Consider the following 24,055-nt stretch of genomic DNA (forward strand, 5'->3'; position numbering starts at 1 on the left):
ATTAATTTACCATTCTATAAATACGTTTGCACTGATTGAACAACCACGTATTGTTTTGCACTATTTTTTTGATCGCCATATAAAATCTTCCGGGGCTATATAGCGTTTTGAGGCTATACCTGTCAGCTTCCTCATCTATATTATTATTATCGGGGTGCTTTATGTCTACTATTTTACCATATTGTATTTTGTTAAACCACTTTGGAACAGAATGGGTATGGGTAGCATTTTTGCCATAACCGATGTTTTTAACGAGACTGATATTGGGCGTGATTACCAATCCTTTATTAAACCACACACTCATAAACCACTGGATATCCCAGGTGTCTGTTTGGGCCTTGTATATGGATCGCAATTCCGATTGCATGAAGCTGTTGAGGCCCTGCCTGGAAGCATCCCTGTAGCGCAGAAGGGTGAAGTCGTAATACTGCCAGGCACGTCGCCAGCTCGCCCATCCCCAAACGTGGGCATAAGCCGAAAAATAGTAGGAAGCGTTGCCCCGTAGTGTACCCGCCTGGTAATTGCCACCATTAATATGCATAATGTTCTCGTTCAACCTATATTTGTCCAGCATCGCTGTACAGAACGAGAAGAAGGTTGGATCCGGCAAACAATCATCTTCGAGTACAATACCTTCTTCTACACGGTTAAAAAACCAGTCGATGGCGGTGCTTACCGCTTTACCGCAGCCCAGGTTATCGGCGCGAAATAGTGTTTCTACTTTGCAGTGCCAGTCTATAGCATTTAAGATCGTTGTTCTGGTGGTTTCGCACAGTGTAGCTTCTCCGGGTTGATCTGCACGGGGACCATCAGCGGCAATAAATAGCCGTTCTGGTTGCTGCAGTCTGATCTGCCCCAATACCAGCAGTGCCTGTTCGGGGCGGTTAAATACCAGAAGTAAGATCGGTGTGTTTAACATTATTTGGTTGCCTCCAATGCAACGGCGTTATTAAATCTAATTTCTTCTTCTACCAGTTTAAACATGGGATCCGGGCTATCGTTAAACGAACAGTTCCTGATGTTTTTAAATCCTGCGATGGCCAACTGATGTCTTAAGGAAAGATGGTCCCACATGTACAGGTGTTCGCGGTTACCCAGGGCCAGCTGTATCAACTGTTTCAATCCCCTTATCCTTTCTTCTTTTCCCAGCAGTGTTTCTTCCATAAAAGCTGTATTGGCCTTCGGATCGTTGTTTGAGAGCTGTTCGAGGTACCTTTTGGCAGCGCCGGCCAGGTCGGGCAGTACGCACCTGAAGTAACCTCCGGGCTTCAGCATCCGAAAACTATTCCTGATTGCCAGCACGCAGTCGTTATAGGCCAGGTGCTCAAGTACATGCGAACAGTAAATGCCATCGCAAGAGTTATCCTGTATGCCTGGAAGGCCTTTTAATATATCGCCTAGTAAAACACCGGGGTGGAAAGATACATGCATGGCCGGCGTGAGCAATTTCCCGATCAGGGGAATCCGCTGGATCCTGAGGGTGGGCGATGCATCGTAGTTTCTCCAGCCATCTGGTGCTGAAAAAGGGCCGCTGCCATATTGTACGTATAACTTGCTTCCAGACATATTATGTGTGCATATTTTTAAAAAAGTAAGTGTAATAGGTTTTGGCAAACAGGCTATAGCCTATCTGTTGCATAAACTGGCATAATTCGCTGCGGTCTGGCTGGAATACCTCGAAAGGGGGCGATTCTGCCAGTACATATTCCGGGCGGTATTTATCCCAGTTGTTAGATCGCAGTACTTCCAGATCAAGGCCTTCAGCATCAATGGTGAGAAAGTCGATGGCCACATCTTTTGCCAGATATTTGTCCAGGATATCTGCCAATGGCCAGGTTTCGATCTTCTTTTCAGCGATTACCCGATAGTTGGCTGCCTGTGAATATTCTTTTACTTTTTCTGGAGAGAAAGTATTTAATGCAGGCTCGTTAAATATGAAATAGGTGAGTTGCTGTTTTGCTTCAGATACACCCATTTCCAGGTTAATATCTTTGGGCCGATGCCTGTTAAACACCGCCATTGAGCCTGGCATAGGGTCTATGTTAATACCGGTCCAGTTCTGTTTGTAAAATAGGTAGGTATTGGATACCCTAAAAGGATGATGTGCACCCACATCTATGTAAACACCATGCTGTTTTTTATCAAAAATCCTTTTTAAGATGAGGTCTTCTCCTTCTGAGCTGTAAGCACGCACACCGTAACTAAGCCGGGGAAATAGCGTGGTAACTATTTTTGATGCTATACTTTTAATGCTGCTCATTTGATATAACGTTTTTAGTGAATAGTTTGCCGGTAAAAATTCTCAGGCTATTGTGTAACTGTTTGATGTCTGAAAGCGCCAGTATAGGGTTGAACATTTTTTTTGTAAGCAGAGCCCCCTGACCGCTCTTGTCGAGCAAAAGCAGCACGCCATATACAGTAAAGTAAGCAGCTACCGTGGCAATGGCCGCGCCAGTACCGCCATAAGCGGGTATCAAAAAGAAGTTAATGGCTACGTTAACGATCAGGCCATACAGGTTGGCGTATAGGTAGATTTTGTATTCTCCTTCCACGAAAAGATATTGTACTAAAACGATGCACAAGAAAACGGGAATACCTGCCCAAATATGGATCATTAGCATCCAGGAAGCAGCCACATAACCGTAGCCGTAAAGGAATGGAATAATCAGGTGCGCAGTTAGTGTAACCAGAGTAGCAATAGTGGCGCTTAGCCAGAATGATAACCGGAGCCATTTTTCCAATGTCAGCAGGTAAGCGTTTTGGCTGATCTTTTTCTTTTGTATGAGACCCGGTAGTATGGCTACAGATATCACCGTAGGAATGGCATACCATAATTCAGAGATCCGTGCGGCACCTACGTACCTGCCCAGTTCGGCAGGGTTAGATAGCACATCCAACAATACCAGGTCTATCTTCATAAACAATACTACCAGCAGGTTTGAGAGGATCAGTGGCCAGCTTTGTGCCAGCAGTGTTTTGGCCAGCGACCAGTCGATCCGAAAGGTAAAATCTGTGGCATTACGGTAACCAAATACCATTATGATGATGAGGTAGGTGAGGAGCAATTCGATAACCGATGCCCATAGAAATGTTATAAGGGTGCCGCCAAGAAATATAATGATGAGCTTTACTATGCAGAAAGTAATAAATACAGCCACCTTTGGGATGATTACGCTTTTTACCTTGTTTTTTGCCTGGTAGAAATAATCCAGTACATCAAAAGATTGCAGAATAATCATCAATGCAGAAAAAATGGTGCAGTATAAATAAAGCTGCTGATGTTTCCGGGCAAATAGCACAATGCCTATGCTGATGGTCATACAGATCATGCTGGCGCAGATCCTCATTAAAATAACAGTTGCCACAATAGTTCCCTGCCTTTGCTCATTATTAATGATTTCTTTTACAGCGAGCCTGTCCATTCCAAGAATGGCCACGCTTCCTATAATAGTGGTAAGTGCAAGCGCATAGTTCCATATCCCGAATTCTTCAGGGCCCAGGTGCCGGCCAATAAGTGCCATAATGATAATGCCCGGAAAAAGTTTACTGAGCTTATCAATCAGAAGCCAACCGCTATTTTCAAATAATTTATACAATGCGCTGTTTTATTTTTTTAACTAATGATGACCATGTACTTTTATGTTGTTTATTTTCTGCGTATGAATATTGATCATAATACGAGTGGAAGGTATCCTGTTCTATGCCGTTAAAGATGATCCCTATTTTTTTGAAGAACCCTTTCACCAGATTTTCCGATACTGCCGATAATTTAGATTTCAGGGTGAAATTGTACCGTACAACAAACAGGGCACAGTCTATAAGGCTTGAAATGCTTTTAGCATCGGATACGATACCGATAGGCGACATATCAATGATTACGTAGTCGAAGCGGCCCTTCAACTGGTTCAGCAGGTCTGCCATGCGCTCTCCTTCAATCAGCTCAATTGGGTTGGGTGGAATAGCCCCTGAAGAAACGAGGTAAAGTTCTTCTGTGCCCGGTACTTTTTTAATGATCTCTTCCAGGTTTTTATTGCCGATGATATAATTGGTTACACCAACATTATGATCCAGCCCGAAGAACTGTGAAAGCTTGGGGTTCCTGAGATCGAGTTCAACCAGTACCACTTTTTTATCACCCACCGTTAATGAATTTCCAAGATGGGCCGACAGGAATGTTTTCCCCTCACCCGAAACACTTGAAGTGAGCAGGATAGTAGGCGTACCGATAACTCCCGTAAGCAGAAATTTTAGATTTGTACGCATGTTGAATGCCTGTTCTACCAGTATTGACCTGTTCTGGAGTGACATGTCGTGTGGCTTGCCATCTTGCTGATAAATTTCGGCGATCATAGGGAGATCGAATACCTGTTCGATTTCTTTTTTATTGAGTACCCTAGGGTTCAAGAAATATTTAAAATAAATATAGGCACTGGCAAGTACCAGTCCGGCGGCGATAAAGCCGATAAATACAATGGCTTTTTTGGGAGAAATGGGTTTTTCGGGTACAAAGGCGGGAGCAATTACTTTATTGTCTACCACATTGCTGGCGTAGGCAACTGACGCTTCTTCCTTCTTTTTTAACAGGTAGAGATATAGACTTTCCTTTACGCCCTGTTGCCTTTTGATGTTGATGTATTCTTTTGCATAGGTAGGTATATTGGCTATTTTTCCCTGTATCTGGTCTACTTTACGCTGAGTTTCTTTTTGTACCACGCCCGCGTTCCGTCTGTATCCGGAGATATAATCGCTGATGGTTTTCCGGGTATCGGCAATCTGCGATTCCACATTCTTCAGGATTTCGCTGGTAGGTTTGAGGGAGAGCGACAAACGTTTCCTTTCTTTAAGTGCTTCCTCATAGCGGTTGATCATAGAAGTTAATGTCTGATCAATATTACCTAGCACGGGTGCAAAGGGGTAATTGCTGGAAGGATTGTTGACGTATCTTTCCACCTGATCAAGAACTGAAAGTTGCATATTGGCTTCACTGAGCCGGATATCTGCTTCTTTTACCTGTTCCAGTGCCAGTTTAGAGCTGGCATCAATATCGGTGATGCCCCTCTGGATCTTGAAATTTTCTTCCTGTTTTTCAAGCAGCCCCAGTTCTTCTTTTAATGAATCGATCCGCACCCCCAGAAAATGAATGGTTTTAAAGGCAGTTCTGTTCTTGTCGTCAAGGGTGTATTCGTTATAGGCGTCGAGCAGGGCATTGAGGAAATTGGCGGTCCTTTCGGGCACCGGGTCGCTGTAGCTAACCAGTATTACGGTAGCATCACGGTTCACAAGCGTAGCGCCTATTTCTTCTATTTTGTCATAAGCACATTCTGCAACCGAGTCTACCTTGATCTGGAACGTATTTGCCAGATCGGCGTTAGCCTTTGGAGCGTAGCTGATCACGAATTTATCCTTCGCTACGGTAAATGCTTCACCGGGTTTGACGGTTAATTGCCTGGAGGTATCGGCAGTAGTGTTTACCTGTTTTATTTTCAGCAGGTTGTTTTCGCGCGTAACATCAAAAACGTAGGAGCCTACTTTTGAACTGTCGCTTAGTACGCGGATGGTAAGCGGTGGACGACCATATATTTCTTCATTTTTTACCGTTCCTTTTATATAATACCGGATGTTAAAGCCATTGGCTGCGATCACTTTTTCTACCAGGATGGGAGATTTCAGCACCTCCATTTCATTTTCAATATTTTTACCGCTGTTGAAAAGGGAGAGTGATTTGAGTGCATCCATTTCTTCCCCGCCGCCTTTTTTTTCATCCTTAAGGTATAGTTTAGCGCTCGACATGTAGATCGGTTTCTTGTATTTCATGTAAAGCATACCGCCTGCCACCATAGCCAACAGTACCAAAAGGTAAAGGGGCCAGTGAAATAGCATCTTCTGAAAGAGATCGTTCAGATCTATTACCGAATTTTTATTATTTGTTGTTTTTTCCTGATTCATAAGGCGATCACTTGTTTAAAATGACAATCGTGGTAATCAATGATATCACGCCTATGATGGCAGGCAGAAGCTGTACTGTTTTAGATGTGGCAAACTTGCGGTCGGGCCCCGGCTTAACATAAATCACATCATTATTACGGAGATAATAATAATCAGAGGAGAGTGTTTTGCTATCGTTCAGGTTTACTGATGTATACTTTTTGATTCCATTGATTTCGCGGATGATCATAATGTCGTCCCGTTTGGCAGTGATGTTCAGGTCGCCAGCCATGCTCAGTACATCCAGTATAGAAGCTCTTTCTGCTCCTATACGGAAGGAACCTGGATGAGCCACATCACCCAGAACTGATACCCTGAAATTTACCAGCCGTGTAGATACGTAAGTGCTACGCACTGTTTTATCCAGTTCCTGCGATACCAGGTCGTTAATGGCTGTGGTTGTTTTATTCTTTACGTTTATTTTTCCGATCACTGGTAAGGTTATAATGCCCACACTGTCTACCAGGTATCCCTGTTCTATGCCACTACCGGAGGCTGGGCCCGAAGCAGCTACATTGGGATTAAACATTTGTGAAACTTCTTTGTCAAGCGTGGTGATGGTGATTTGCAGGATATCACCAGGCTGTATCTTGAGCTGTTGCATACGGTGAAGAGAATCTGTCCCCGTAGCCACCGCAATGTCATTAAAGTAAGTGAGTTTCCGGGTGTTTACACATCCCATAACGATTAGCAAGGCCAGGATCAGTGGTAAGCTAAATTTTAATTTCATATCTAGTAATTAATTTATCAATACAGTATTGTATAAAAATGCTTGTGAATGCATGAATTCTACCGCCAGCCATTCACTACACGCTATCTGAGTTGAGAATCGGCTCCCAACCACAGAACTTTATTATGTTTTTACTTCAACCTCAGCTATGCTTAGTTTTGGTTTTTCTATTTTATAGAATCTTTCCCTGATTTTTTCCTGGGCAGGCAACTCGAAATAATAGTAGATCATTAGGCTCAGTGGCAACAGGATCAGGAAAAAAATCAGTAAAGTAATTGGTGAACGGAGTACCAGGCGGTTGATATGAAAAGCATCAACTATGAGTACGAAGGCGATCTGTAGCGAAAAATGGATTAAGTACATGGCATAGCTGCAATTACCGAGCAATGCCCATTTCTTGTTGATCGTACCTTTGCTGGTTTCCCACAGTGTTAGGACGAGGATGGTGCAAGGTGACACTAGGGTTCTGAAAACAAAGTTCTTGCCCAGGCCAAAAGCTGTTTCTGCCGAGTCGAGGGTTTTGTGGGGGAATGTATGTAGATACTGCTTTATAAATATACCTCTAAGGAATCCAAAATAATATTCGGCAAAGAGTAAAACCCAAAGTAAACCGGTGAAAACGATCAGGGGCGACAGGTATTTTTTTGTCCTGTTTTCTTTAAGCATCCAAACATAGAGGTAATAAACCAATGCGCCTAAAAAGAAAGAGTACATGCCTTTTCCGATGAGGGTAAAATAATATTGTAAAAATATTCCCACAGGCATAAGGAAGAATAACAGCCATTTTTTATTTTGTAGTTTCAGGTAGCAGATTACGAAGAATGCTAAATAAAGGAATACTTCTACAGAAACCGACCATGATGGTCCGTTAAAAGATGCACCTTTCTCAATTCCCCAACTTTGCATAAAAAGGAGATTCAATATGAAGTGGTAACTGTCGTTGTACTGAATAATAAAGTAGTGACCTGCATTTTTGAGCATAAGCCATTGGAATGCTGCCATCGATAATAAAGTAATCAGGTGGATGGGGTAGAGCCTGCTCATCCGGAAGACCATAAATTTACTGAAGTTCATTTTCCGAGTAGCAATCCGCCTGGCATACAACCAGAAAAAAATGAATCCCGAAAGGAGAAAGAACAAATCGACCGCAATTACACCGTCATTATAGATGGCCGATAAGTAAGGATAGAACGGAAGTGCCGTTTTCTCAAAGCCACCCTTTACCCAGATATCGTTTGCGTAATAAAAGAATTGCCAGTGATATAGAATAACTACTATGGCCGCAAGGCCTCTAATGGCATCGAGGGTGTAAAAATGCTTTGGAGGACTCTGACTTATATTCATGCAGGGATCTGAATAGTAAAAACAATCGGCAATGCTCAAACTTATTATACAAACCCAATTTAATTTATAATGCTGATAGTTTTGAGGTTGAGGGGGTTAATGAATATAATGAACAAAATAAAAAGAGGTTGTTGTGAATTGTATTTTACATCAAGGTGCTGTTGCTGTAAAATGAGTGCAATAGGTTGCTAATTAAACAGACAAAGTCAATCTATGATTCATCAGAAATTGCCAGTTGTTCAAAAAGGAGAAGTACAGCGCTGAAAATAGCTATGTGTTAGATGTGGAAATCTTAACCTTTGATTTTGGGATATTCTTTGAGGGCAGAACCGGCGAGGATTATGCAGAGGTTTTCCTGAATATTGATTTAATGGATAATTGGTTAGAATTACGGGAGATGGACAAAGAGTACCAACCTTCTATTACAGTTTTTTAGACAATAGTGGTAGCCACTATTAATTATGAATACTAGTCCAAAAAGCCGATGGGGTAGGTTTGCTGATTGTATTTCAAATCCATCTCTTTTAAAAACGCTTTCCGCTCTTCTGTTAGTTCAGGAATGGGAAGCGTTTGCCCAGGAAGAACAGGTGTACCTATTTCCTGAAACAGATTTTCCAGTCCGGCGGGTACTACCGTACAAAGCAAGCGAGCGGGTTTTTCGGAAGTATTCTTAAAGCAATGAATGGCTCCTCCAAGGGGAATATTTACAAAGCCATCTTTTGAAACGATTTGTTTACCATTTTCTGTTTTAAACTCTACTTCACCCTCCAATACATGGAACATTTCTTGTATATCGGGATGAGCGTGCGGTGGTGGGCCACCCCCTGGGGGAACAGTCATTTCAATAACCGCATAGTTGCCACTGGTTTGCTCACCAGAAATGATAATCCTGTAATTACCTCCTGCTATGCCTAAATATTCGCCCTCATTTTTATTAATAATCTTGATATTGGATCCCATGCTTATTAGATTTTGCTGTATATTTTTACTTTTTAATCCATTGGTTAAGCTCATTCACCGTTATCTGATCATCAGCCACCACTTCTTATTTCAACCCTCTTCCTTTCAAAAGGTTTTCTAATTCTTTGTTATCATATTTCGAATTATTTACCAGTTTATAGATGAAAAATAAAGGAATGAGTGTCAAAAATCCTAAACTGTTTCTCATCACGCTGAAAAATATAACACCAGCCAGAAAGCCAATTAATACTGCATTGGTTAGAGCAGCTGATTTCTTCTTTTTTGCTTCTTGCAACAATTCTTCATCTGTTAGTTCCGTTAATTCTTTTTGTATCATTTTGCCTGGTTTTGAGCGTAATTGCCTTGTGGGTAATATTCAAATATACGCGATAGACGCAACTACTAAAAGCGGTAAATCAGGTTTAATAAAAAAAGGCCATCTTTCGATGAGCTTAATCAAATGGTTATTTAACTAAGTCCTTCGACAAGCTAACTATTGACAGATTCCAAAAGAAAGGTCGTCATAGCAATGACAATTCCACACGGCTTAAAATGCACTAAAAGTCCTCATGTCATTAATTGATTTTTAGACAATAAATTTTCTAAGCATATTGCATTAACCTTCATATCTACAATGTCGCAATTCGCCACCGAAGTTGTCGTTTTTACGTCGCGTTAAAACCCCGAATGAACTGCATATTTGTATCGTTAATATTGTTCAACCTAAATTTCAATAGCGTTATGAAAAATTTATTCCAAACCGGTAATATGCTTAAATCAGTACTATTCTTCGCCATCATCATGTTTGTCGCACCTCAATCAAAAGGGCAACAGCTTAAACCTGCCGAGAGTGGTTATGCACCTATTAATGGCCTTAAAGTTTATTACGAAGTATACGGTGAAGGTAAACCGCTGGTGTTACTGCATGGTGCATTTATGACCATCGAAACAAACTGGGGGCAATTAATACCTGAATTATCGAAAACCAGGAAAGTAATCGCCGTCGAGTTGCAGGGACATGGGCATACACCCTTTTCAGACCGGAAATTAGATCAGGCTACCCTGGCCAGTGATGTGGAAGGTGTAATGAAACATTTAAAAGTAGACAGTGCCGATGTTGTAGGGTATAGCATGGGTGGCTCTATAGCTTACAAGTTGGCTATACAAAGTCCTAAACGCGTAAAAAAATTAGTAATCATTTCTTCAACTTATAAAAGTACTGGCTGGAGACCTGAAATAGCAGGTGCATTTAAAAATATGAAACCTGAAATGTTTGCAAATACGCCTATGAAAACGGCATATGATGCTGTAGCGCCTGACAAAACAAAATGGACAAAATTTATAGAGCAGATGATTGTTTTCACCGGGACAACATTCGATATGGGTGACACCAATATTGCGAAAATTACCTCCCCTGTGTTAATCATTGCAGGAGATAATGATGGTCTGGATAAAGTAGAGCTGAGTAAAACCTACCAATTATTGGGCGGTGACAAATTTGCCGATATGGGGGCGATGCCAAAATCTCATTTGGCCATTGTTCCCGGCCAGGGGCATGTGAGCTTAATGATGCAGACGAAAACCATATCGGCTTACCTAAATGAGTTTTTAAAGTAATATAGACCAAAAGAAGAGTCTGTGTCACAAGTTGGAATGGAATTACAACTTGTCACGTTGTCCAAAGGACTCCTACGGAGAGCTTGTCGAAACGCTTTACGGGGGCATTTAAACAGGCCCTTCGATAGGCTATCAATGACACATCCAATAGAAATATCGTCATTGTGAGGAACGAAGCAATCTTAATGCGCGCGCTGGTAGCAATCGTTGTAAGATTGCTTCGTCTGCTGAAAAAGCCTTCTCGCATCCGATAGCTATCGGATGACGATTCTTCACAGCCTATCACTACAAAAAAAACGCTGTCATCTATATTAATTTTTAACAAAATTAATCCTCAGAATGGCAATTCTATATTTATGATACGGCCTCTTTTAAGCCAGCCCAATCTTAGGCAAGCTTTTTCCGCAACCATTTACGTACTGGCTCGTCGTACCATTTTAAGTTGGCATAGGCCAATGCAATCCCGCCAACTAAAATAAGTACCGCATATGGCCAGGCCTCCACAATTGTTGTACCTTTATGGTTGCTGATCCAGGCCACATAAAAATAAACCAGTGGATAATGTACCAGGTAAAGCGGATAGGATATATCGCCTAAAAATTTGCATATCCTGTGCTCTCTTGGCGTTTGCAGCACGCCACTAGCGCCAATATACACGATAAGCGGAAACACGATGATAATGCAGACAGATTCATAAATCCCGTTCATCCAAAGATGCTCAGCACCGCCAATTCGTGGCATATAAAGTACTAGCGCCACTAAAAGGCTGCACCATAAAAAGGCATTTTTAATTTGGGTGGGCTTAGCAATACGCGAAAGTAACAAACCTGCAAAGAAAGGGTATAGGGTACGGGTAAATCCAATACGTACCTGTTCTACATTCAGTGTCCAGCCGCCGCTCACGTCGCCGTTTGTAATGGCCAGCTCTGCCAATGCGATAGCCGCAATAATCACCAAGATAGTTAACGCCGTTTTGGAAAACTTCCTGATCCACACTGCATATAAAATATTGGCAATGTATTCAAAGAACAACGACCAGCCCACACTATTCATGGGATGCATTTCTTGCCAGCCACGTATATCAAGCGATAGTGGTATTGGCAGGATGGTGTAGCCAATAAGTAGTACCAGCAGCATCTTCCAGAGCGGAATGGTATGGATGAGTGGCCATATGGTAGAATCTGTAAAATAGAATCCGATAGCACCAAGGGTCATCCCCAAAATCACCATAGGTTGCAAACGTAAAATGCGGCGTTTGAAAAAACTGCCTACACTCATTTTGTTCCATCGGTCGTCATAAGCGTAGCCCATTACAAAACCCGATAATAAAAAGAAAAAGTCTACAGCCAGATAACCATGGTTAACCAGGATATCGAGGTGCCCGGTTCCTAAGGGCTCGGTTAAGTGAAAGGTGACAACGATTATAGCGGCCACACCGCGAAGGCCATCTAATATAGGGTAATGTGGCTTGGTGACCAGTTCATTATTTAGGTTAGTACTCATGTAAGGGCTTGTAAAATCGCAAACCGTAAAAATAACCAACATTCTTTATCGCATAACTTTGCATCTACAATGATACGTAATACATTAAGCCGGGCTAAAAGGATTGAAATGTTGCTTATAGGAAGGTTTTTAATACGATTGGTTTAGGAGTGCGAAGTCTTGCAAGGACTAGTGTATGGATAACAACAGGACTTGAGCACTCATTCATTGAGATAAGAAACTACCACTCGTTTTCTAACATTCTATCGATAACCCAAGGCGCCATGATTTCAATTTCAATCTGAATCAAATCATTTTTATCTTTAAAGTAGGTTAGATCATCGCCCTTGGTGAACCCGATTTTAAAAGAATCTGTTATAGGATTTAGTTTAATCGCTTGTGAGCCATTAAGTGAGATTAAACAATCAGTGCCTTCAAAGTTTCCTTTAAAATGAAATATTATACTATAGCGGTGTGTACCGTCGTTTTCTTTACACATTCGCCAAACCTCACTTTCTTTGTGGTAATCTACACCAAGTTGATTGAATAAATGCTTAACCTGTTCTGGGAATATGTTATCTCTGTTCTGAATATAATTCAGGCAGTCATTACAATTACAATCCTCCGCACTACCATTTTCAACGGCAGCATAGGTTGATTTCGTGCTTTCATGATCAACTCTTAAAACCCAATCTTTAAATGTAAGTATGATCATTGGCATTATAGTCTAATTCTCCTTTCTAAAGTTAGGTCGGTTTGTTAGTGATATGTGGTTTTAATTATTCAAACCACTCTTTTCGGTTTTCTAAACGTTCTAAAAAATCGGTAAAGGAAATTCCTATTTCAATATGCGCTTCTTTCTCGATTAGGAAGGGAGATAATACAATTCTTAAACTATTATCATTTAATTGTTCTATTGCAATGTACTCTCCACCACCATTTCCTCCAATTGCTAATGTGTTTGGTAAATGCTCGAAAATTTTATAGTCGGTATTCATTTCAATCACTTCGTCGAAGTCCCAAAGTCTAACATATTGCTCCCCAATAAATCCTTCAAGTCTCGAATAATTTAAAGCAAAAGTTTTATAATCGTTAGGAAGTTTGAAGTTTATTATTTTTTCAGATTCCTCAAAAGTGGTCTTTGGTTTGTTGGTCCTTTTGCTAAAATTATATTTTATTAGTATTTCTTCAAATCTTTCCATACAGATAAAGCATGATTGTTAATTTAGTTCTACAAGATATTAATTTTCATTGGGAATGGTCATCAATTAATAGCTAGACAAGTAGAACAGAACAGGATTTAAAATAAAAACGGGCTTTATGAATTAAAAACATTAATCATTACATTTGCCCTTAGTGAAAAACTTTGTATTCCTTTTTTCTCTTTATCTGATCCTTCTGGGCCTAATGCCTTGCCAGGACAAAGAAGATATGGTTTCCAAGTCACACACTGAAAGCACTGTGCACAGCGATCAATCAAAAGCTGAACATATGCATGGAGAATCCTGTCCACCATTCTGTAGCTGTGCCTGCTGCTCGGTGGGGCAACACTTTCCCACCGAAAAGTTAACAGATCTGATTGTTCCTGTATTCCGGAAACCATACCCGGTTTTCCAGTGCTCGGCATTGAAAAAACAACCCTTAGATATTTGGCAACCGCCTAAACTCGTTTAATCAATTTTTTATCTCATGGCGCTGTCCATGAAAAGCATGCTTTTTTACAAGCACAATTTTGCATCATGAGGTGCAACAATACCTTGCTATTTATTGATTTTTGATTTAAACGATAATGTTGAACAGAATAATACAATTCTCCATCAGGCAAAAACTGCTGGTGGGAATTATGATACTGGCGCTGATTGCCTGGGGCATATATTCCCTTAGGCAGCTGCCAATAGATGCCCTTCCCGATATTACCAATAATCAGGTACAGATTATTACTTCCTCACCAAGTAACGGTGCAGAAGATATTGAGCGCTTTGTAACCTACCCTGTAGAACAGACCATGGCCACTATTCCCGGAATAGAAGAAATCCGTTCCTTTAGCAGGTTCGGCCTTTCAGTTGTGACAGTGGTGTTTAAGGAAAATGTAGAGATTTACTGGGCCCGCCAACAGGTGAGCGAAAGGCTGGCCGAAGTAGAAAGAGCCATTCCGAAAGGGATCGGCACACCCGAGGTTGCACCATTAACAACCGGACTGGGAGAGATTTACCAGTACGTTATCCATCCCAAAAAAGGATATGAAAAAAAGTATGATGCCACCGAGCTTCGCACCATTCAGGACTGGATTGTTCGCCGCCAGCTCCTGGGCGTAGAGGGCATAGCAGATGTAAGCAGCTTTGGAGGATACCTCAAACAGTACGAAATTGCCCTCAATCCAGATAAGCTCAGAAGTATGGATATATCCATCAGCGACATTTTTAAGGCGCTTGAAAAAAACAACCAGAATACCGGCGGATCTTACATCGATAAGAAGCCCAATGCCTATTTTATCAGGAGCGAGGGACTCATCAACAGTATAGAAGACATTGAGAACATCGTTGTACGGACCAATGAGAACAGCATTCCCGTGCTGATCCGAAATGTAGCTGAGGTAAGGATCGGTGCGGCCACCAGGTATGGTGCCATGACCAGAAACGATCAGGGCGAGGTAGTAGGGGCAGTAGTAATGATGCTAAAGGGCGCCAACTCTTCCAAGGTTATCGCAAACGTAAAAACCCGGATGGATCAGATTGCAAAGAATCTTCCAGAGGGCGTGGTGATCGAACCATTCCTCGACCGAACAAAGTTGGTTGACAGTGCCATTGGTACGGTAACCAAAAACTTGGCAGAAGGCGCATTGATTGTGATCTTTGTACTGGTACTGCTTTTGGGGAATTTCCGTGCCGGACTGATTGTGGCCTCGGTTATTCCACTTGCCATGCTTTTTGCCATATGCCTGATGAATCTTTTTGGCGTCAGCGGAAACCTGATGAGCCTTGGCGCTATAGACTTTGGGCTAATTGTAGACGGAGCGGTAATCATTGTAGAGGCATCTCTCCACCATCTGGGCATCCGAAAAAACAAAAACAGGTTAAGTCAGCAGGAGATGGATGCAGAGATTTTTGAATCTGCTTCCAAGATCCGTAACAGCGCCGCTTTCGGCGAAATCATTATCCTCATCGTTTACCTGCCGATTCTGGCACTGGTTGGTATAGAAGGTAAGATGTTCAGGCCAATGGCTCAAACAGTAGCTTTTGCTATCCTTGGCGCCTTTATCTTGTCGTTAACTTATGTGCCGATGATGAGTGCACTGTTTCTAAATAAAACCATCAGTACCAAGCGAAATATCTCAGACAAGATCATGTCTTTTTTTCAAAGGGTGTATACCCCAATGCTCAATTTTGCACTTCGGGCAAGGGTGGCCGTTGTGGGCATTGCAATAGGGTTATTTGCCATTTGCCTTATTATTTTCAATTACCTGGGCGCCGAATTTATTCCTACGCTAGAGGAGGGCGACTTTGCCGTAGAGACTCGAGTGCTCACCGGAAGCAGCCTTTCTCAGACCATTGAGGCAGCTACACGGGCTGCGAAGGTATTAAAAGCAAATTTCCCTGAGGTAAAAGAAGTAATCGGAAAGATTGGCTCTAGTGAGATTCCAACCGACCCCATGCCGGTAGAAGCCTGTGATCTGATCATTATTTTAAAGGATAAGGGCGACTGGACAAATGCTTCGACGAGAGACGAGCTTGCGGGAAAGATGCAGGCCAAGCTTGAACAGTATATCCCTGGAGTTACTTTCGGCTTCCAACAGCCCATCCAGATGCGCTTTAATGAACTCATGACAGGCGCAAGGCAGGATGTGGTCATCAAGATCTATGGTGAGGATTTTTCGAAATTAAGTGCCTACGCAGCTAAGATCGGTACTATAGCCAGAAAAATAGAAGGCGCTGAGGATATTTATGTGGAACAGGCTTCAGGACTTCCGCAGGTCATCATTAAATTTCACCGGGAAAAAATCGCGCAGTTCGGACTGAACATCGAGGATGTGAATACGGCTATCCGCTCGGGATTTGCCGGGGAAGTGGCTGGTCTTGTATTCGAGGGTGAAAAGCGGTTCGATATGGTTGTCCGCCTGGAAAAAGAAAACAGGCAGTCGCTGGAAGATGTGAAGAATCTGTTCGTCACTGCACCCAACGGCAACCAGATCCCGCTGGAACAACTGGCTGATATCGAGTACAGGGAAGGACCAAACCAGATCCAGCGCGATGATGCAAAGCGGCGGATTACGGTTGGCTTTAATGTGAGGGGAAGAGATGTGGAAAGTATTGTAAAGGAAATCCAGCAGAAGATAGATACAGAGGTTAAGTTTTTACCAGGATATTATCCAACCTTTGGCGGCACTTTTGAGAACCTGCAGGCGGCCACCAAAAGATTGGGTATTGCCGTACCACTGGCACTATTACTCATTTTACTGTTGCTTTATCTCACTTTTTCATCGATTAAACATGCGCTTTTAATTTTTACCGCAATTCCCTTGTCGGCCATTGGTGGCATATTCGCACTATGGGCACGGGGTATGCCATTTAGTATCTCCGCAGGTATCGGCTTTATTGCGCTTTTTGGTGTAGCGGTACTGAATGGTATTGTGCTTATCAGTGAATTTAACAGATTAAAAAAAGAAGGAATGAACGATATTCTCGAAATCATCAGAACAGGAACTTCGGTTAGGCTTCGCCCGGTGATTATGACGGCACTTGTAGCCTCTCTGGGCTTTCTTCCAATGGCCATCTCGGGTGGCAGCGGTGCTGAAGTGCAGCGGCCATTGGCAACAGTTGTTATTGGTGGACTGATCTCTGCAACACTGTTGACCCTTTTGGTGCTTCCGGTGCTTTATATCTGGGTAGAAAAAATGGGCGGGAAAAAAGTAAGAATTGCTCCCGTAGCAGGTATAATCATTATGTTTATTGCCTTGTTTGGATTGCAGCCTGCTAAGGCCCAAACTGCGTTAACCCTCGAACAGGCGGTATCTTTGGCACTGGAAAACAACAGGGCGATTAGCGGGGCTAACCTTGGTGTAGGGCTGCAGCAGGCGCTTAGGAAAAGTGCCTTCGAAATGCCCAAAACTGAAGTATCTATGCTTTACGGACAGTATAACAGCCTGGTTAAAAACGACAACAACTTTACCGTTTCGCAAAGCATTCCCTTTCCAACACTTTTTGCTGCAAATGCGGCATTAGGGGATGAACGTATCAAGTCAGGCCAGCTTCAGGTCGCTTCAAGTAAAAATGAACTCATTTTTCAGGTGAAGACGGTTTACACCAATCTTCAGTACCTCTATTCGAAGGAAAAACTGCTGCTCGAGCAAGACAGCATCTATAAGGGTTTTGTAAAATCAGCTTCGCTAAAGTACAAAACGGGCGAGGGCAACCTGCTAGAAAAGGTGGCCGCTGAAACACAACTCAAGGATGTACAGAACCTGCTCGATCAAGACCGGTCGGATATCGAAATTTACAAAACGCAGCTGGCTACACTTCTTGGCAAGGGCGGGCTACCCCTAATCGCCGACAAGTTTTTAAGAGAAACGCCCGAGATTTCGATCGGAGATACCACTCTCCTAAATGAAAATCCAGCCATTGCCTATTTTAGGCAACAGATCGTAATTGCCGAAAAACAGCGGAAGGTAGAACTTGCCAAAGCACTACCCGATTTTACCCTTGGCTATTTCAACCAGTCGCTAACCGGTTTTCAAAACGTTAACGGCAGTGATGTCTTCTTTGGCCGCGACAAACGTTTTCAGGGCTTTCAGGTGGGGCTTTCCGTTCCGTTATTTTACCGGGCCTATTCGGCGAAGGCAAAGGCCGCATCCATTAACAAAGATATTGCATCGAACGATCTGGAACTCCAGCAGCGAAAACTAACGGGCCAGTATCAACAGGCCCTGGGCGAATACCTGAAAAACAGGAAACGTTACGACTATTTTATTACTTCGGCCCTAAGCAATGCGGCGCTGATATTAAAAAACAGCCGCATTGCCTACCAGAACGGAGAAATAGGCTATTCCGAATACTTGTTGAACCTTAAACAGGCGAATGGTATTTACGAAGGGCGCCTGATGGCCCTGTTCCAGTTAAGCCAGAGCATCAACCAGATTGAATTTTTAACCGGTAACAACAAATCATTTTAAGCATAAATCCCATGAGATCCATATATAAATATGTTATCCTGCTATCCTTTCCATTTTATTTGGCTGGCTGTAGCAGCTCCAATAAAGAAAAGGAACCTGAAAAAGAGCCCGTTCACGAAGAGAGTGATATCGTAACCCTTACCCCAGAACAGCACAAGCTATCAGAAATTACGCTGGGAGATATTGAGCTGAAGGAATTAAGCGGAACAACGAAAGTAAACGGCATGCTCGACCTTCCGCCACAAAGCCTGGTGTCTATTTCCACGCCGCTGGAAGGGATTGTAAAAAGCACCACTATGTTGCAGGGAAAACGCGTAGCCAAAGGAGCGCTCGTAGCTGTAATGCAGAATCCTGAATTCATTCAGATGCAACAAGACTACCTGGACTATAAAAGCCAGCTGCAGTTTTTAAAGCAGGAGCTCGACCGCCAGGAAGAACTGGCAAAGGAAAATGTAAATTCCAAAAAAGCATTGCAGAAAGCAAGGAGCGAATACCAGAGTGTGAGCGCAAGATTGTTGGGGCAACGGTCAAAACTTTCCATTATGAACATCAGTTTTGCGGAACTGGAAAAAGGACAGATCCAGAAAACCTTTAACCTCTATACACCAATGGCGGGCTATGTTACGCAGGTTAATACCAATATAGGTGCCTTTGCCAGCACCACCGATGTATTGTTCAAAATAGCCGATACCGAGCACCTGCATGCAGAACTTACTGTATTTGAAAAAGATGTACCCAAGCTAAAGCTAGGGCAGAAAGTTCGCTTTGTACTGGCCAATGAGGAAAAGGAACGCATGGCTACGGTTTATCTCATCGGCAGGGAAATTAGTAAAGAGCGTACCGTGCAAATTCACTGCCACCTGGATAAGGAGGATACACAATTGCTTCCGGGCATGTACCTTAAGGCTTATGTAGAAAGCGGTATGAACAAGGTTGAAGCACTACCCGATGCGGCAATTGTAGAATTTGAAGGCAAAAAATTCGTGTTTATAGATCAACCTGCTGATAAGGGCAGTAACACTTACCGGTACAGGATGATGGAAGTAAAAACAGGTGTTGCCGAGAATGGTTACACCCAGGTTTCTTTCGCTGAGCAGATCAATGACGTGAAGGTGGTGATAAAGGGTGCTTACGATCTGTTAAGCAAGGTTAAGAATGCCGAAGAAGAAGGTGAGGAACATTAGATGTTTAAGCTTTATGCTGGTAGAATATTGATGCCATGGATAACAGTTCATTTTTAAAAGATCTGTTTGCACTTTTGAACTGCACCAATTTAAATATTAACTTTAGTTGCCAGATAAAATTAAGATGACTACAAGAAGAAATTTTTTACAAACAGGAATATTGGGGCTAGCTGCAGCAACACTGACAAACATCCCTTCAGTTTTTGCGGTGCCTGCTAAACGTAGTGCCGCCGGGAAAGACCCTTTTAAATTAGCGATTGCCGGTTATAGCTTTCTTAACTTTAACCTCGATGAATCACTTAAAATGATGAAAAGGGTTGATGTACATTACCTTTGTATTAAAGACTTTCATTTGCCTTTTAAAAGTACTGCAGAAGAAATTGCTGCCTTTCATGCTAAACTTAAGGATAATAACGTAACAGGATATGCAGTAGGGCCTATATACACCAAAAATAAAGAAGAGATCGACAATGCATTTGATTATGCAAAAAGGGTTGGTGTAGATCTGTTGATCGGAATTCCGGCTCATGCTGATCTGGAATATGTTGCCCAAAAGACAAAGGAATATAATATTCGTTATGCCATTCATAATCATGGCCCGCAAGATAAACTATATCCAAATGCAGAAAGCATCTACAACCTCATTAAAAATCTAGATCACCGTGTTGGTATATGCTTTGATATGGGGCATAACAAAAGAGATGGACGGGATTCGGTTGCAGACCTTCTGAAATTCTCGAAAAGGATTTTTGATATGCATTTAAAGAATGTAACGGTAGCGGCAAATGAAGGTACCACTTGCGAACTCGGTCGTGGCGTAATTGATATTCCTGCATTCGTAAAAATGCTGAGAAAGGTGAATTACCAGGGCTGTTGTAGTTTAGAATACGAAAAAGATATGAAAGATCCTCTGGCAGGAATAGCTGAATCTGTTGGCTATTTTAGGGGTGTTTGCGATGGCACCCGCTAGTTCTATTTGCAATTGATGATAAATTCATGATTGATATGTGGTCTTCTCTTTAGGCCGCATATCAATTTATATCCCTTGTTTGGAAAGTATCTGTGCGCTTTCCGCGGAAACAACACATATGTCTTAAATCAATAAGGTGTTATCGCATTAACAATACAACAGTGATATGCGAATATCAGACCGCTTTCCCGTTCTGTTTTGATAAGAAAAATCGTAACTTGCAGTAGACCAAATATACTAGCATGCAGTTGTTATTGCCCTACGCTGACCCAACGAAATATCTACAGGAACTGACCACGAAGTACGGTTTTTCCTCAAGGGATACCTGGTCGTCCAAGAGCATTATCCTTCCAGAGCATATGGGGACGGGATTTGTTCAGGTTTTTATCAAAAACGATATCCATTTTTTTCGTGGCATCTGGGATTTTAATGAACCTACACAATTTTATTCTCCCGACCCGGTCGGACAGCGCGGATTGATCGATTTTCGGATCAGCAATGAAGACCAGCTCTTACATTCCGCTGCGCTGGAAGGCGCTAAGAAATTTGGCTGGGAAATTACCCGTGTTGATGGAATACGGTTTTTTATCCCGGAGGCATACTTTACAGGAGGTATAACGGAGTTAAGCAGACGGTTTCAAAGCTGTGCACATCATCCTCAAGTCAAACAGCTCATTAAACAGCTCTTTGAAATTTCCGCCCGTGACTTTTCCAATACCATGCTTCTGGACGCCAAGCTGACGGAATTTATATATTACCTGATCCGCCATTTAAGTCAGAAGGAAATAGAACCTGCTGATAGCGATGGCTTTACCCAAAGACGTCTGGACAGTATAAGGGAAGCACATACCCGGATCATGTCTAACATGGACACAGAAATAAGCGTTTTGCAGCTGAGCCGTTGGGTTGGACTGAATGAGTGTGATCTTAAAAGGGATTTTAAAAAAGTATACGGACTCCCGATCCGTCAATATATTATTCAACAAAAAATCCAGATGGCAAACCTGTTGGTTGCCGAAAACCATGTTGATCTTGCCGAAGCTGCAAGGAGTTTGGGCTATACCAACATCAGGTATTTCGAAATGCTTTTCAAACGTTATTACGGTAAAATATAGAAATTCCCGTTTCGACTGAATTAATTCCCGTTTCGATTTTTATAATGCATGCATAATAATTAGTTTCATATCAGCAAGCAAAACTTGCCGCTAACCAACTATTTTTATGCTGAATTTGTCTGTGCTTTTGGAGGATAGTGCCTCAAGATTCGGAACCCGTCTGGCTTTCAGCTCCGGCAGCACTGATTTTACTTTTCACCAGGTAAATGTTATGGCCAACCAGCTGGCCAATGCACTTAAAAAATTAGGCATCCGCGAAGGTGAAAAGGTGGCCATGACTTGCCCAAACTGCATCTGGTTTCCCGTTATTTATTATGCAGTGCTAAAAACAGGTGCTGTAATGGTTCCATTGAATATCCTCCTTAAGTCTGATGAAATAAAATACCACCTTCAAGACTCCCAGGCAGCGTTTTATTTTTGTTTTGAAGGAACTCCAGAAATGCCAGTTGGGAAATTAGGCTGGAATGCTTTTGGTGAGGTACCTGGATGCAGGGATTTTGTTTTGATCGGTGCTGACAAGCCTGCCGGGAAAAGAAGTTATACGTTAGCTGAGCTGATGGCCGGAGAAGATGAAGCCTTTGATAGCTGCGTTACTGATGCAGAAGATACGGCTGTGATTATTTATACATCTGGAACTACAGGAAGGCCAAAAGGCGCAGAACTTACCCATATCAATCTTTATTGCAATGCCGTTCTCTCGGCTGAATTGTTTTCCCTTTCCCAAACTGATGTCCAATTGATTGTTCTTCCGTTATTCCATGTATTCGGTATGACGGTGTTGATGAATGCGGGCCTTTACAGGGCAGCTCATGGTATCCTCTTACCTCGGTTTGATGCGAAAGATGTTATCGAAAATATCAATAAACATCAGGTAAGCATCTTTGCAGGCGTGCCCACAATGTACTGGGTAATGGCCAGCTATATCCATCCCGAAATCACTGACCAGCAGGTGGGGAATGCTTTGCGGATCTGCATTTCTGGCGGAGCTTCTCTGCCACTGGCTGTACTTGAGGGTTTTGAGCAAAGGTTCAGTGTTCAGGTGCAGGAAGGATATGGGATGAGCGAAGGCTCCCCGGTAGTCACCTTCAACGATCCAAAGATCGGGCGCAAACCCGGATCTATCGGGACCCCGGTTTGGGGTGTCTGCGTAAAAATAATCGATCAGGAAGGTCAAGAGGTTGCAAACGGTGAAAAAGGAGAGCTGATCTACAAAGGGCATAATGTGATGAAAGGCTATTTCCGCAGGCCGGATGAAACCCAGGAAGTACTGCGCAACGGTTGGCTGCATTCTGGTGATATTGCCATAAAAGATGACGATGGCTTTTATTTCATTGTTGACAGACTAAAAGATATGATCATCAGAGGTGGGATGAATATTTATCCAAGAGAAGTAGAAGAGGTGATGATGAAGCATCCGGCAGTCTCGCTTGCTGCTGTTGTGGGCGTGCCGGATGATAAACTTGGTGAAGAGGTAAAAGCATTCATTGTATTAAAAGAAAACCAGCAGGTTGCTGAAAGAGAGATTATCGACTGGTGCAGGGCGATGCTGGCCTCTTATAAGTGTCCCCGCTATGTCGAATTCAGAGCGGTATTACCTTTAACTGCTACCGGAAAACTACTTAAAAAAGAACTGAAAAATAATTTATAATGATGAAAAAGACCATTTTGATAAAAGTGTTTATTTTCTTTCTGCTGGGATCAATGGATGCCATGGCACAGCAAGATACCGTAAAGCTCAAGGATGTAAAATATGGAGGTTTTGAACGTAACCTCATGGATGTTTACCTTCCACCAGGCCGGGCACCCAAAACTCCTTTTGTGATTCTGATCCATGGCGGTGCATGGGTGCAGGCCGGTAAGGAATATGTCAGGGATTTTCAGCAGTACCTGCTTAGCCAAGGTATTGCGTCAGTTAATATTAACCATAGGTATGCTAATGACTCTACTGTTCATTATAAACAGATAATGGAGGATGTAGACCGCGCGGTAAAGTATTGCGCAGACCATGCCGGTCAATGGAATACCCGTGCGGATGGTTTTAGTACTGCAGGTTTTAGCTCGGGGGCGCATCTGGCACTTTTGTTTGGGTATACCACACAAAGAAAAATAAATGCCATAGTAGATTTCAGTGGCCCCAATAACTTTACCGATACCGCTACACTGAATTATTGTGTAAAGGCAGGACTGATAGGATTAGTAGAAAAAGTTACTGGCGACCGCTTTACAGGTGTTAGCCATATACCGCCAAGTTTTTCGTTGGCCAGTCCTTATACCCATGTTAAAAACATCCCTACTTTCATTGCGCATGGAACCATCGATCCGGTGGTAAAGGTTATCCAGTCGCAGCAGCTGGCCCAAAAACTTCAGCGTATGCACGTTCCTGTGAAATTTATTGAAGTGGAAGGCCTGGCACATGATCTGGATAAAAAACCGCAGGAAAAACTAAAATTATACCAGGCAGCTGCTGCATGGCTCAAAAAATACGGACAAAAAAGATAAAAT

At 42.5% G+C, this 24,055-nt stretch carries 21 protein-coding genes; 9 read left to right on the top strand and 12 right to left on the bottom strand.

All coding sequences use genetic code 11. The features are described from left to right. Window position 1 precedes the first annotated feature (1 nt). The 7 genes from ACN9MR_RS00385 to ACN9MR_RS00415 form a co-directional block, all read right to left on the bottom strand. Window positions 2–919, bottom strand: a complete 918-nt coding sequence (locus ACN9MR_RS00385) for a nucleotide-diphospho-sugar transferase (protein ID WP_426327660.1) — start codon at window positions 917–919, stop codon at window positions 2–4. Continuing rightward, on the bottom strand, window positions 919–1,566 hold the full coding sequence (locus tag ACN9MR_RS00390; protein ID WP_426327661.1) for a class I SAM-dependent methyltransferase: 648 nt from the start codon (window positions 1,564–1,566) through the stop codon (window positions 919–921). The genes ACN9MR_RS00385 and ACN9MR_RS00390 overlap by 1 nt, the downstream gene beginning before the upstream one ends. A gap of 1 nt (window position 1,567) precedes the next feature. Next, the gene (locus ACN9MR_RS00395; protein WP_426327662.1) at window positions 1,568–2,260 is read right to left on the bottom strand and encodes an FkbM family methyltransferase; all 693 of its coding nucleotides are present in this window, start codon (window positions 2,258–2,260) and stop codon (window positions 1,568–1,570) included. Further along, a complete protein-coding gene (locus ACN9MR_RS00400; RefSeq protein ID WP_426327663.1) occupies window positions 2,247–3,596 on the bottom strand; it encodes a flippase in 1,350 nt (449 codons plus the stop codon). The genes ACN9MR_RS00395 and ACN9MR_RS00400 overlap by 14 nt, the downstream gene beginning before the upstream one ends. Then, a complete protein-coding gene (locus tag ACN9MR_RS00405) occupies window positions 3,589–5,946 on the bottom strand; it encodes a GumC family protein (RefSeq protein ID WP_426327664.1) in 2,358 nt (785 codons plus the stop codon). Before ACN9MR_RS00405 ends, ACN9MR_RS00400 begins: the two co-directional genes overlap by 8 nt. A 7-nt stretch (window positions 5,947–5,953) precedes the next feature. Beyond that, window positions 5,954–6,715: a polysaccharide biosynthesis/export family protein gene (locus ACN9MR_RS00410; RefSeq protein ID WP_426327665.1), complete on the bottom strand. Its 762-nt coding sequence runs from the start codon at window positions 6,713–6,715 to the stop codon at window positions 5,954–5,956. A 123-nt stretch (window positions 6,716–6,838) separates the two neighbouring features. Beyond that, a complete protein-coding gene (locus ACN9MR_RS00415) occupies window positions 6,839–8,059 on the bottom strand; it encodes an acyltransferase family protein (protein WP_426327666.1) in 1,221 nt (406 codons plus the stop codon). A 235-nt stretch (window positions 8,060–8,294) separates the two neighbouring features. On the opposite strand from ACN9MR_RS00415, the gene ACN9MR_RS00420 reads away from it, so the two are divergent. After that, window positions 8,295–8,495 (top strand): hypothetical protein, encoded by a 201-nt coding sequence (locus ACN9MR_RS00420; protein WP_426327667.1) that lies wholly within the window; start codon window positions 8,295–8,297, stop codon window positions 8,493–8,495. Between the two features lie 32 nt (window positions 8,496–8,527). Here the strand turns inward: ACN9MR_RS00420 and ACN9MR_RS00425 are convergent, their stop codons facing one another. Next, entirely contained in the window at window positions 8,528–9,019 is a 492-nt protein-coding gene (locus ACN9MR_RS00425) for a cupin domain-containing protein (protein WP_426327668.1), read from the bottom strand. Window positions 9,020–9,104: 85 nt separating this feature from the next. Beyond that, entirely contained in the window at window positions 9,105–9,356 is a 252-nt protein-coding gene (locus ACN9MR_RS00430; protein WP_426327669.1) for a hypothetical protein, read from the bottom strand. A 404-nt stretch (window positions 9,357–9,760) separates the two neighbouring features. On the opposite strand from ACN9MR_RS00430, the gene ACN9MR_RS00435 reads away from it, so the two are divergent. Continuing rightward, the gene (locus tag ACN9MR_RS00435; protein WP_426327670.1) at window positions 9,761–10,636 is read left to right on the top strand and encodes an alpha/beta fold hydrolase; all 876 of its coding nucleotides are present in this window, start codon (window positions 9,761–9,763) and stop codon (window positions 10,634–10,636) included. A 387-nt stretch (window positions 10,637–11,023) separates the two neighbouring features. On the opposite strand, the gene ACN9MR_RS00440 is transcribed toward ACN9MR_RS00435, so the two are convergent. The 3 genes from ACN9MR_RS00440 to ACN9MR_RS00450 form a co-directional block, all read right to left on the bottom strand. After that, window positions 11,024–12,139, bottom strand: coding sequence for an acyltransferase family protein (locus ACN9MR_RS00440; protein ID WP_426327671.1), 1,116 nt, complete (start codon window positions 12,137–12,139; stop codon window positions 11,024–11,026). Window positions 12,140–12,359: 220 nt separating this feature from the next. Beyond that, window positions 12,360–12,833, bottom strand: coding sequence for a hypothetical protein (locus ACN9MR_RS00445; RefSeq protein ID WP_426327672.1), 474 nt, complete (start codon window positions 12,831–12,833; stop codon window positions 12,360–12,362). A gap of 64 nt (window positions 12,834–12,897) precedes the next feature. Continuing rightward, the gene (locus tag ACN9MR_RS00450) at window positions 12,898–13,320 is read right to left on the bottom strand and encodes an SMI1/KNR4 family protein (protein WP_426327673.1); all 423 of its coding nucleotides are present in this window, start codon (window positions 13,318–13,320) and stop codon (window positions 12,898–12,900) included. A 154-nt stretch (window positions 13,321–13,474) separates the two neighbouring features. On the opposite strand from ACN9MR_RS00450, the gene ACN9MR_RS00455 reads away from it, so the two are divergent. The 7 genes from ACN9MR_RS00455 to ACN9MR_RS00485 all read left to right on the top strand — a co-directional run bounded on the left by ACN9MR_RS00455 (window position 13,475) and on the right by ACN9MR_RS00485 (window position 24,052). After that, entirely contained in the window at window positions 13,475–13,792 is a 318-nt protein-coding gene (locus ACN9MR_RS00455) for a DUF6660 family protein (RefSeq protein WP_371823070.1), read from the top strand. 115 nt (window positions 13,793–13,907) lie between these two features. Further along, window positions 13,908–18,284, top strand: coding sequence for a CusA/CzcA family heavy metal efflux RND transporter (locus ACN9MR_RS00460; protein WP_426327674.1), 4,377 nt, complete (start codon window positions 13,908–13,910; stop codon window positions 18,282–18,284). Window positions 18,285–18,295: 11 nt separating this feature from the next. Next, on the top strand, window positions 18,296–19,468 hold the full coding sequence (locus ACN9MR_RS00465; RefSeq protein ID WP_426327675.1) for an efflux RND transporter periplasmic adaptor subunit: 1,173 nt from the start codon (window positions 18,296–18,298) through the stop codon (window positions 19,466–19,468). Between the two features lie 124 nt (window positions 19,469–19,592). Next, window positions 19,593–20,438, top strand: coding sequence for a sugar phosphate isomerase/epimerase family protein (locus ACN9MR_RS00470; protein WP_426327676.1), 846 nt, complete (start codon window positions 19,593–19,595; stop codon window positions 20,436–20,438). Between the two features lie 242 nt (window positions 20,439–20,680). Beyond that, on the top strand, window positions 20,681–21,553 hold the full coding sequence (locus tag ACN9MR_RS00475) for a helix-turn-helix domain-containing protein (protein ID WP_426327677.1): 873 nt from the start codon (window positions 20,681–20,683) through the stop codon (window positions 21,551–21,553). Between the two features lie 106 nt (window positions 21,554–21,659). After that, a complete protein-coding gene (locus ACN9MR_RS00480) occupies window positions 21,660–23,201 on the top strand; it encodes a long-chain-fatty-acid--CoA ligase (RefSeq protein WP_426327678.1) in 1,542 nt (513 codons plus the stop codon). Then, window positions 23,201–24,052: an alpha/beta hydrolase fold domain-containing protein gene (locus tag ACN9MR_RS00485; protein ID WP_426327679.1), complete on the top strand. Its 852-nt coding sequence runs from the start codon at window positions 23,201–23,203 to the stop codon at window positions 24,050–24,052. Before ACN9MR_RS00480 ends, ACN9MR_RS00485 begins: the two co-directional genes overlap by 1 nt. The last annotated feature ends 3 nt before the right edge of the window (window positions 24,053–24,055 follow it).

The organism is Pedobacter sp. R-06, assembly GCF_049913135.1.
In the GTDB taxonomy this organism is placed as follows: domain Bacteria; phylum Bacteroidota; class Bacteroidia; order Sphingobacteriales; family Sphingobacteriaceae; genus Pedobacter.

Excerpts from the sequence above, each read along its gene's own strand:
- ACN9MR_RS00385 (WP_426327660.1), bottom strand. The coding sequence starts at position 919 with ATGTTAAACACACCGATCTTACTTCTGGTATTTAACCGCCCCGAACAG.
- ACN9MR_RS00465 (WP_426327675.1), top strand. The coding sequence starts at position 18,296 with ATGAGATCCATATATAAATATGTTATCCTGCTATCCTTTCCATTTTAT.
- ACN9MR_RS00450 (WP_426327673.1), bottom strand. The coding sequence starts at position 13,320 with ATGGAAAGATTTGAAGAAATACTAATAAAATATAATTTTAGCAAAAGG.
- ACN9MR_RS00410 (WP_426327665.1), bottom strand. The coding sequence starts at position 6,715 with ATGAAATTAAAATTTAGCTTACCACTGATCCTGGCCTTGCTAATCGTT.
- ACN9MR_RS00405 (WP_426327664.1), bottom strand. The coding sequence starts at position 5,946 with ATGAATCAGGAAAAAACAACAAATAATAAAAATTCGGTAATAGATCTG.
- ACN9MR_RS00435 (WP_426327670.1), top strand. The coding sequence starts at position 9,761 with ATGAAAAATTTATTCCAAACCGGTAATATGCTTAAATCAGTACTATTC.
- ACN9MR_RS00415 (WP_426327666.1), bottom strand. The coding sequence starts at position 8,059 with ATGAATATAAGTCAGAGTCCTCCAAAGCATTTTTACACCCTCGATGCC.
- ACN9MR_RS00390 (WP_426327661.1), bottom strand. The coding sequence starts at position 1,566 with ATGTCTGGAAGCAAGTTATACGTACAATATGGCAGCGGCCCTTTTTCA.
- ACN9MR_RS00430 (WP_426327669.1), bottom strand. The coding sequence starts at position 9,356 with ATGATACAAAAAGAATTAACGGAACTAACAGATGAAGAATTGTTGCAA.
- ACN9MR_RS00470 (WP_426327676.1), top strand. The coding sequence starts at position 19,593 with ATGACTACAAGAAGAAATTTTTTACAAACAGGAATATTGGGGCTAGCT.
- ACN9MR_RS00440 (WP_426327671.1), bottom strand. The coding sequence starts at position 12,139 with ATGAGTACTAACCTAAATAATGAACTGGTCACCAAGCCACATTACCCT.
- ACN9MR_RS00485 (WP_426327679.1), top strand. The coding sequence starts at position 23,201 with ATGATGAAAAAGACCATTTTGATAAAAGTGTTTATTTTCTTTCTGCTG.
- ACN9MR_RS00425 (WP_426327668.1), bottom strand. The coding sequence starts at position 9,019 with ATGGGATCCAATATCAAGATTATTAATAAAAATGAGGGCGAATATTTA.
- ACN9MR_RS00445 (WP_426327672.1), bottom strand. The coding sequence starts at position 12,833 with ATGATCATACTTACATTTAAAGATTGGGTTTTAAGAGTTGATCATGAA.
- ACN9MR_RS00395 (WP_426327662.1), bottom strand. The coding sequence starts at position 2,260 with ATGAGCAGCATTAAAAGTATAGCATCAAAAATAGTTACCACGCTATTT.
- ACN9MR_RS00460 (WP_426327674.1), top strand. The coding sequence starts at position 13,908 with ATGTTGAACAGAATAATACAATTCTCCATCAGGCAAAAACTGCTGGTG.
- ACN9MR_RS00475 (WP_426327677.1), top strand. The coding sequence starts at position 20,681 with ATGCAGTTGTTATTGCCCTACGCTGACCCAACGAAATATCTACAGGAA.
- ACN9MR_RS00480 (WP_426327678.1), top strand. The coding sequence starts at position 21,660 with ATGCTGAATTTGTCTGTGCTTTTGGAGGATAGTGCCTCAAGATTCGGA.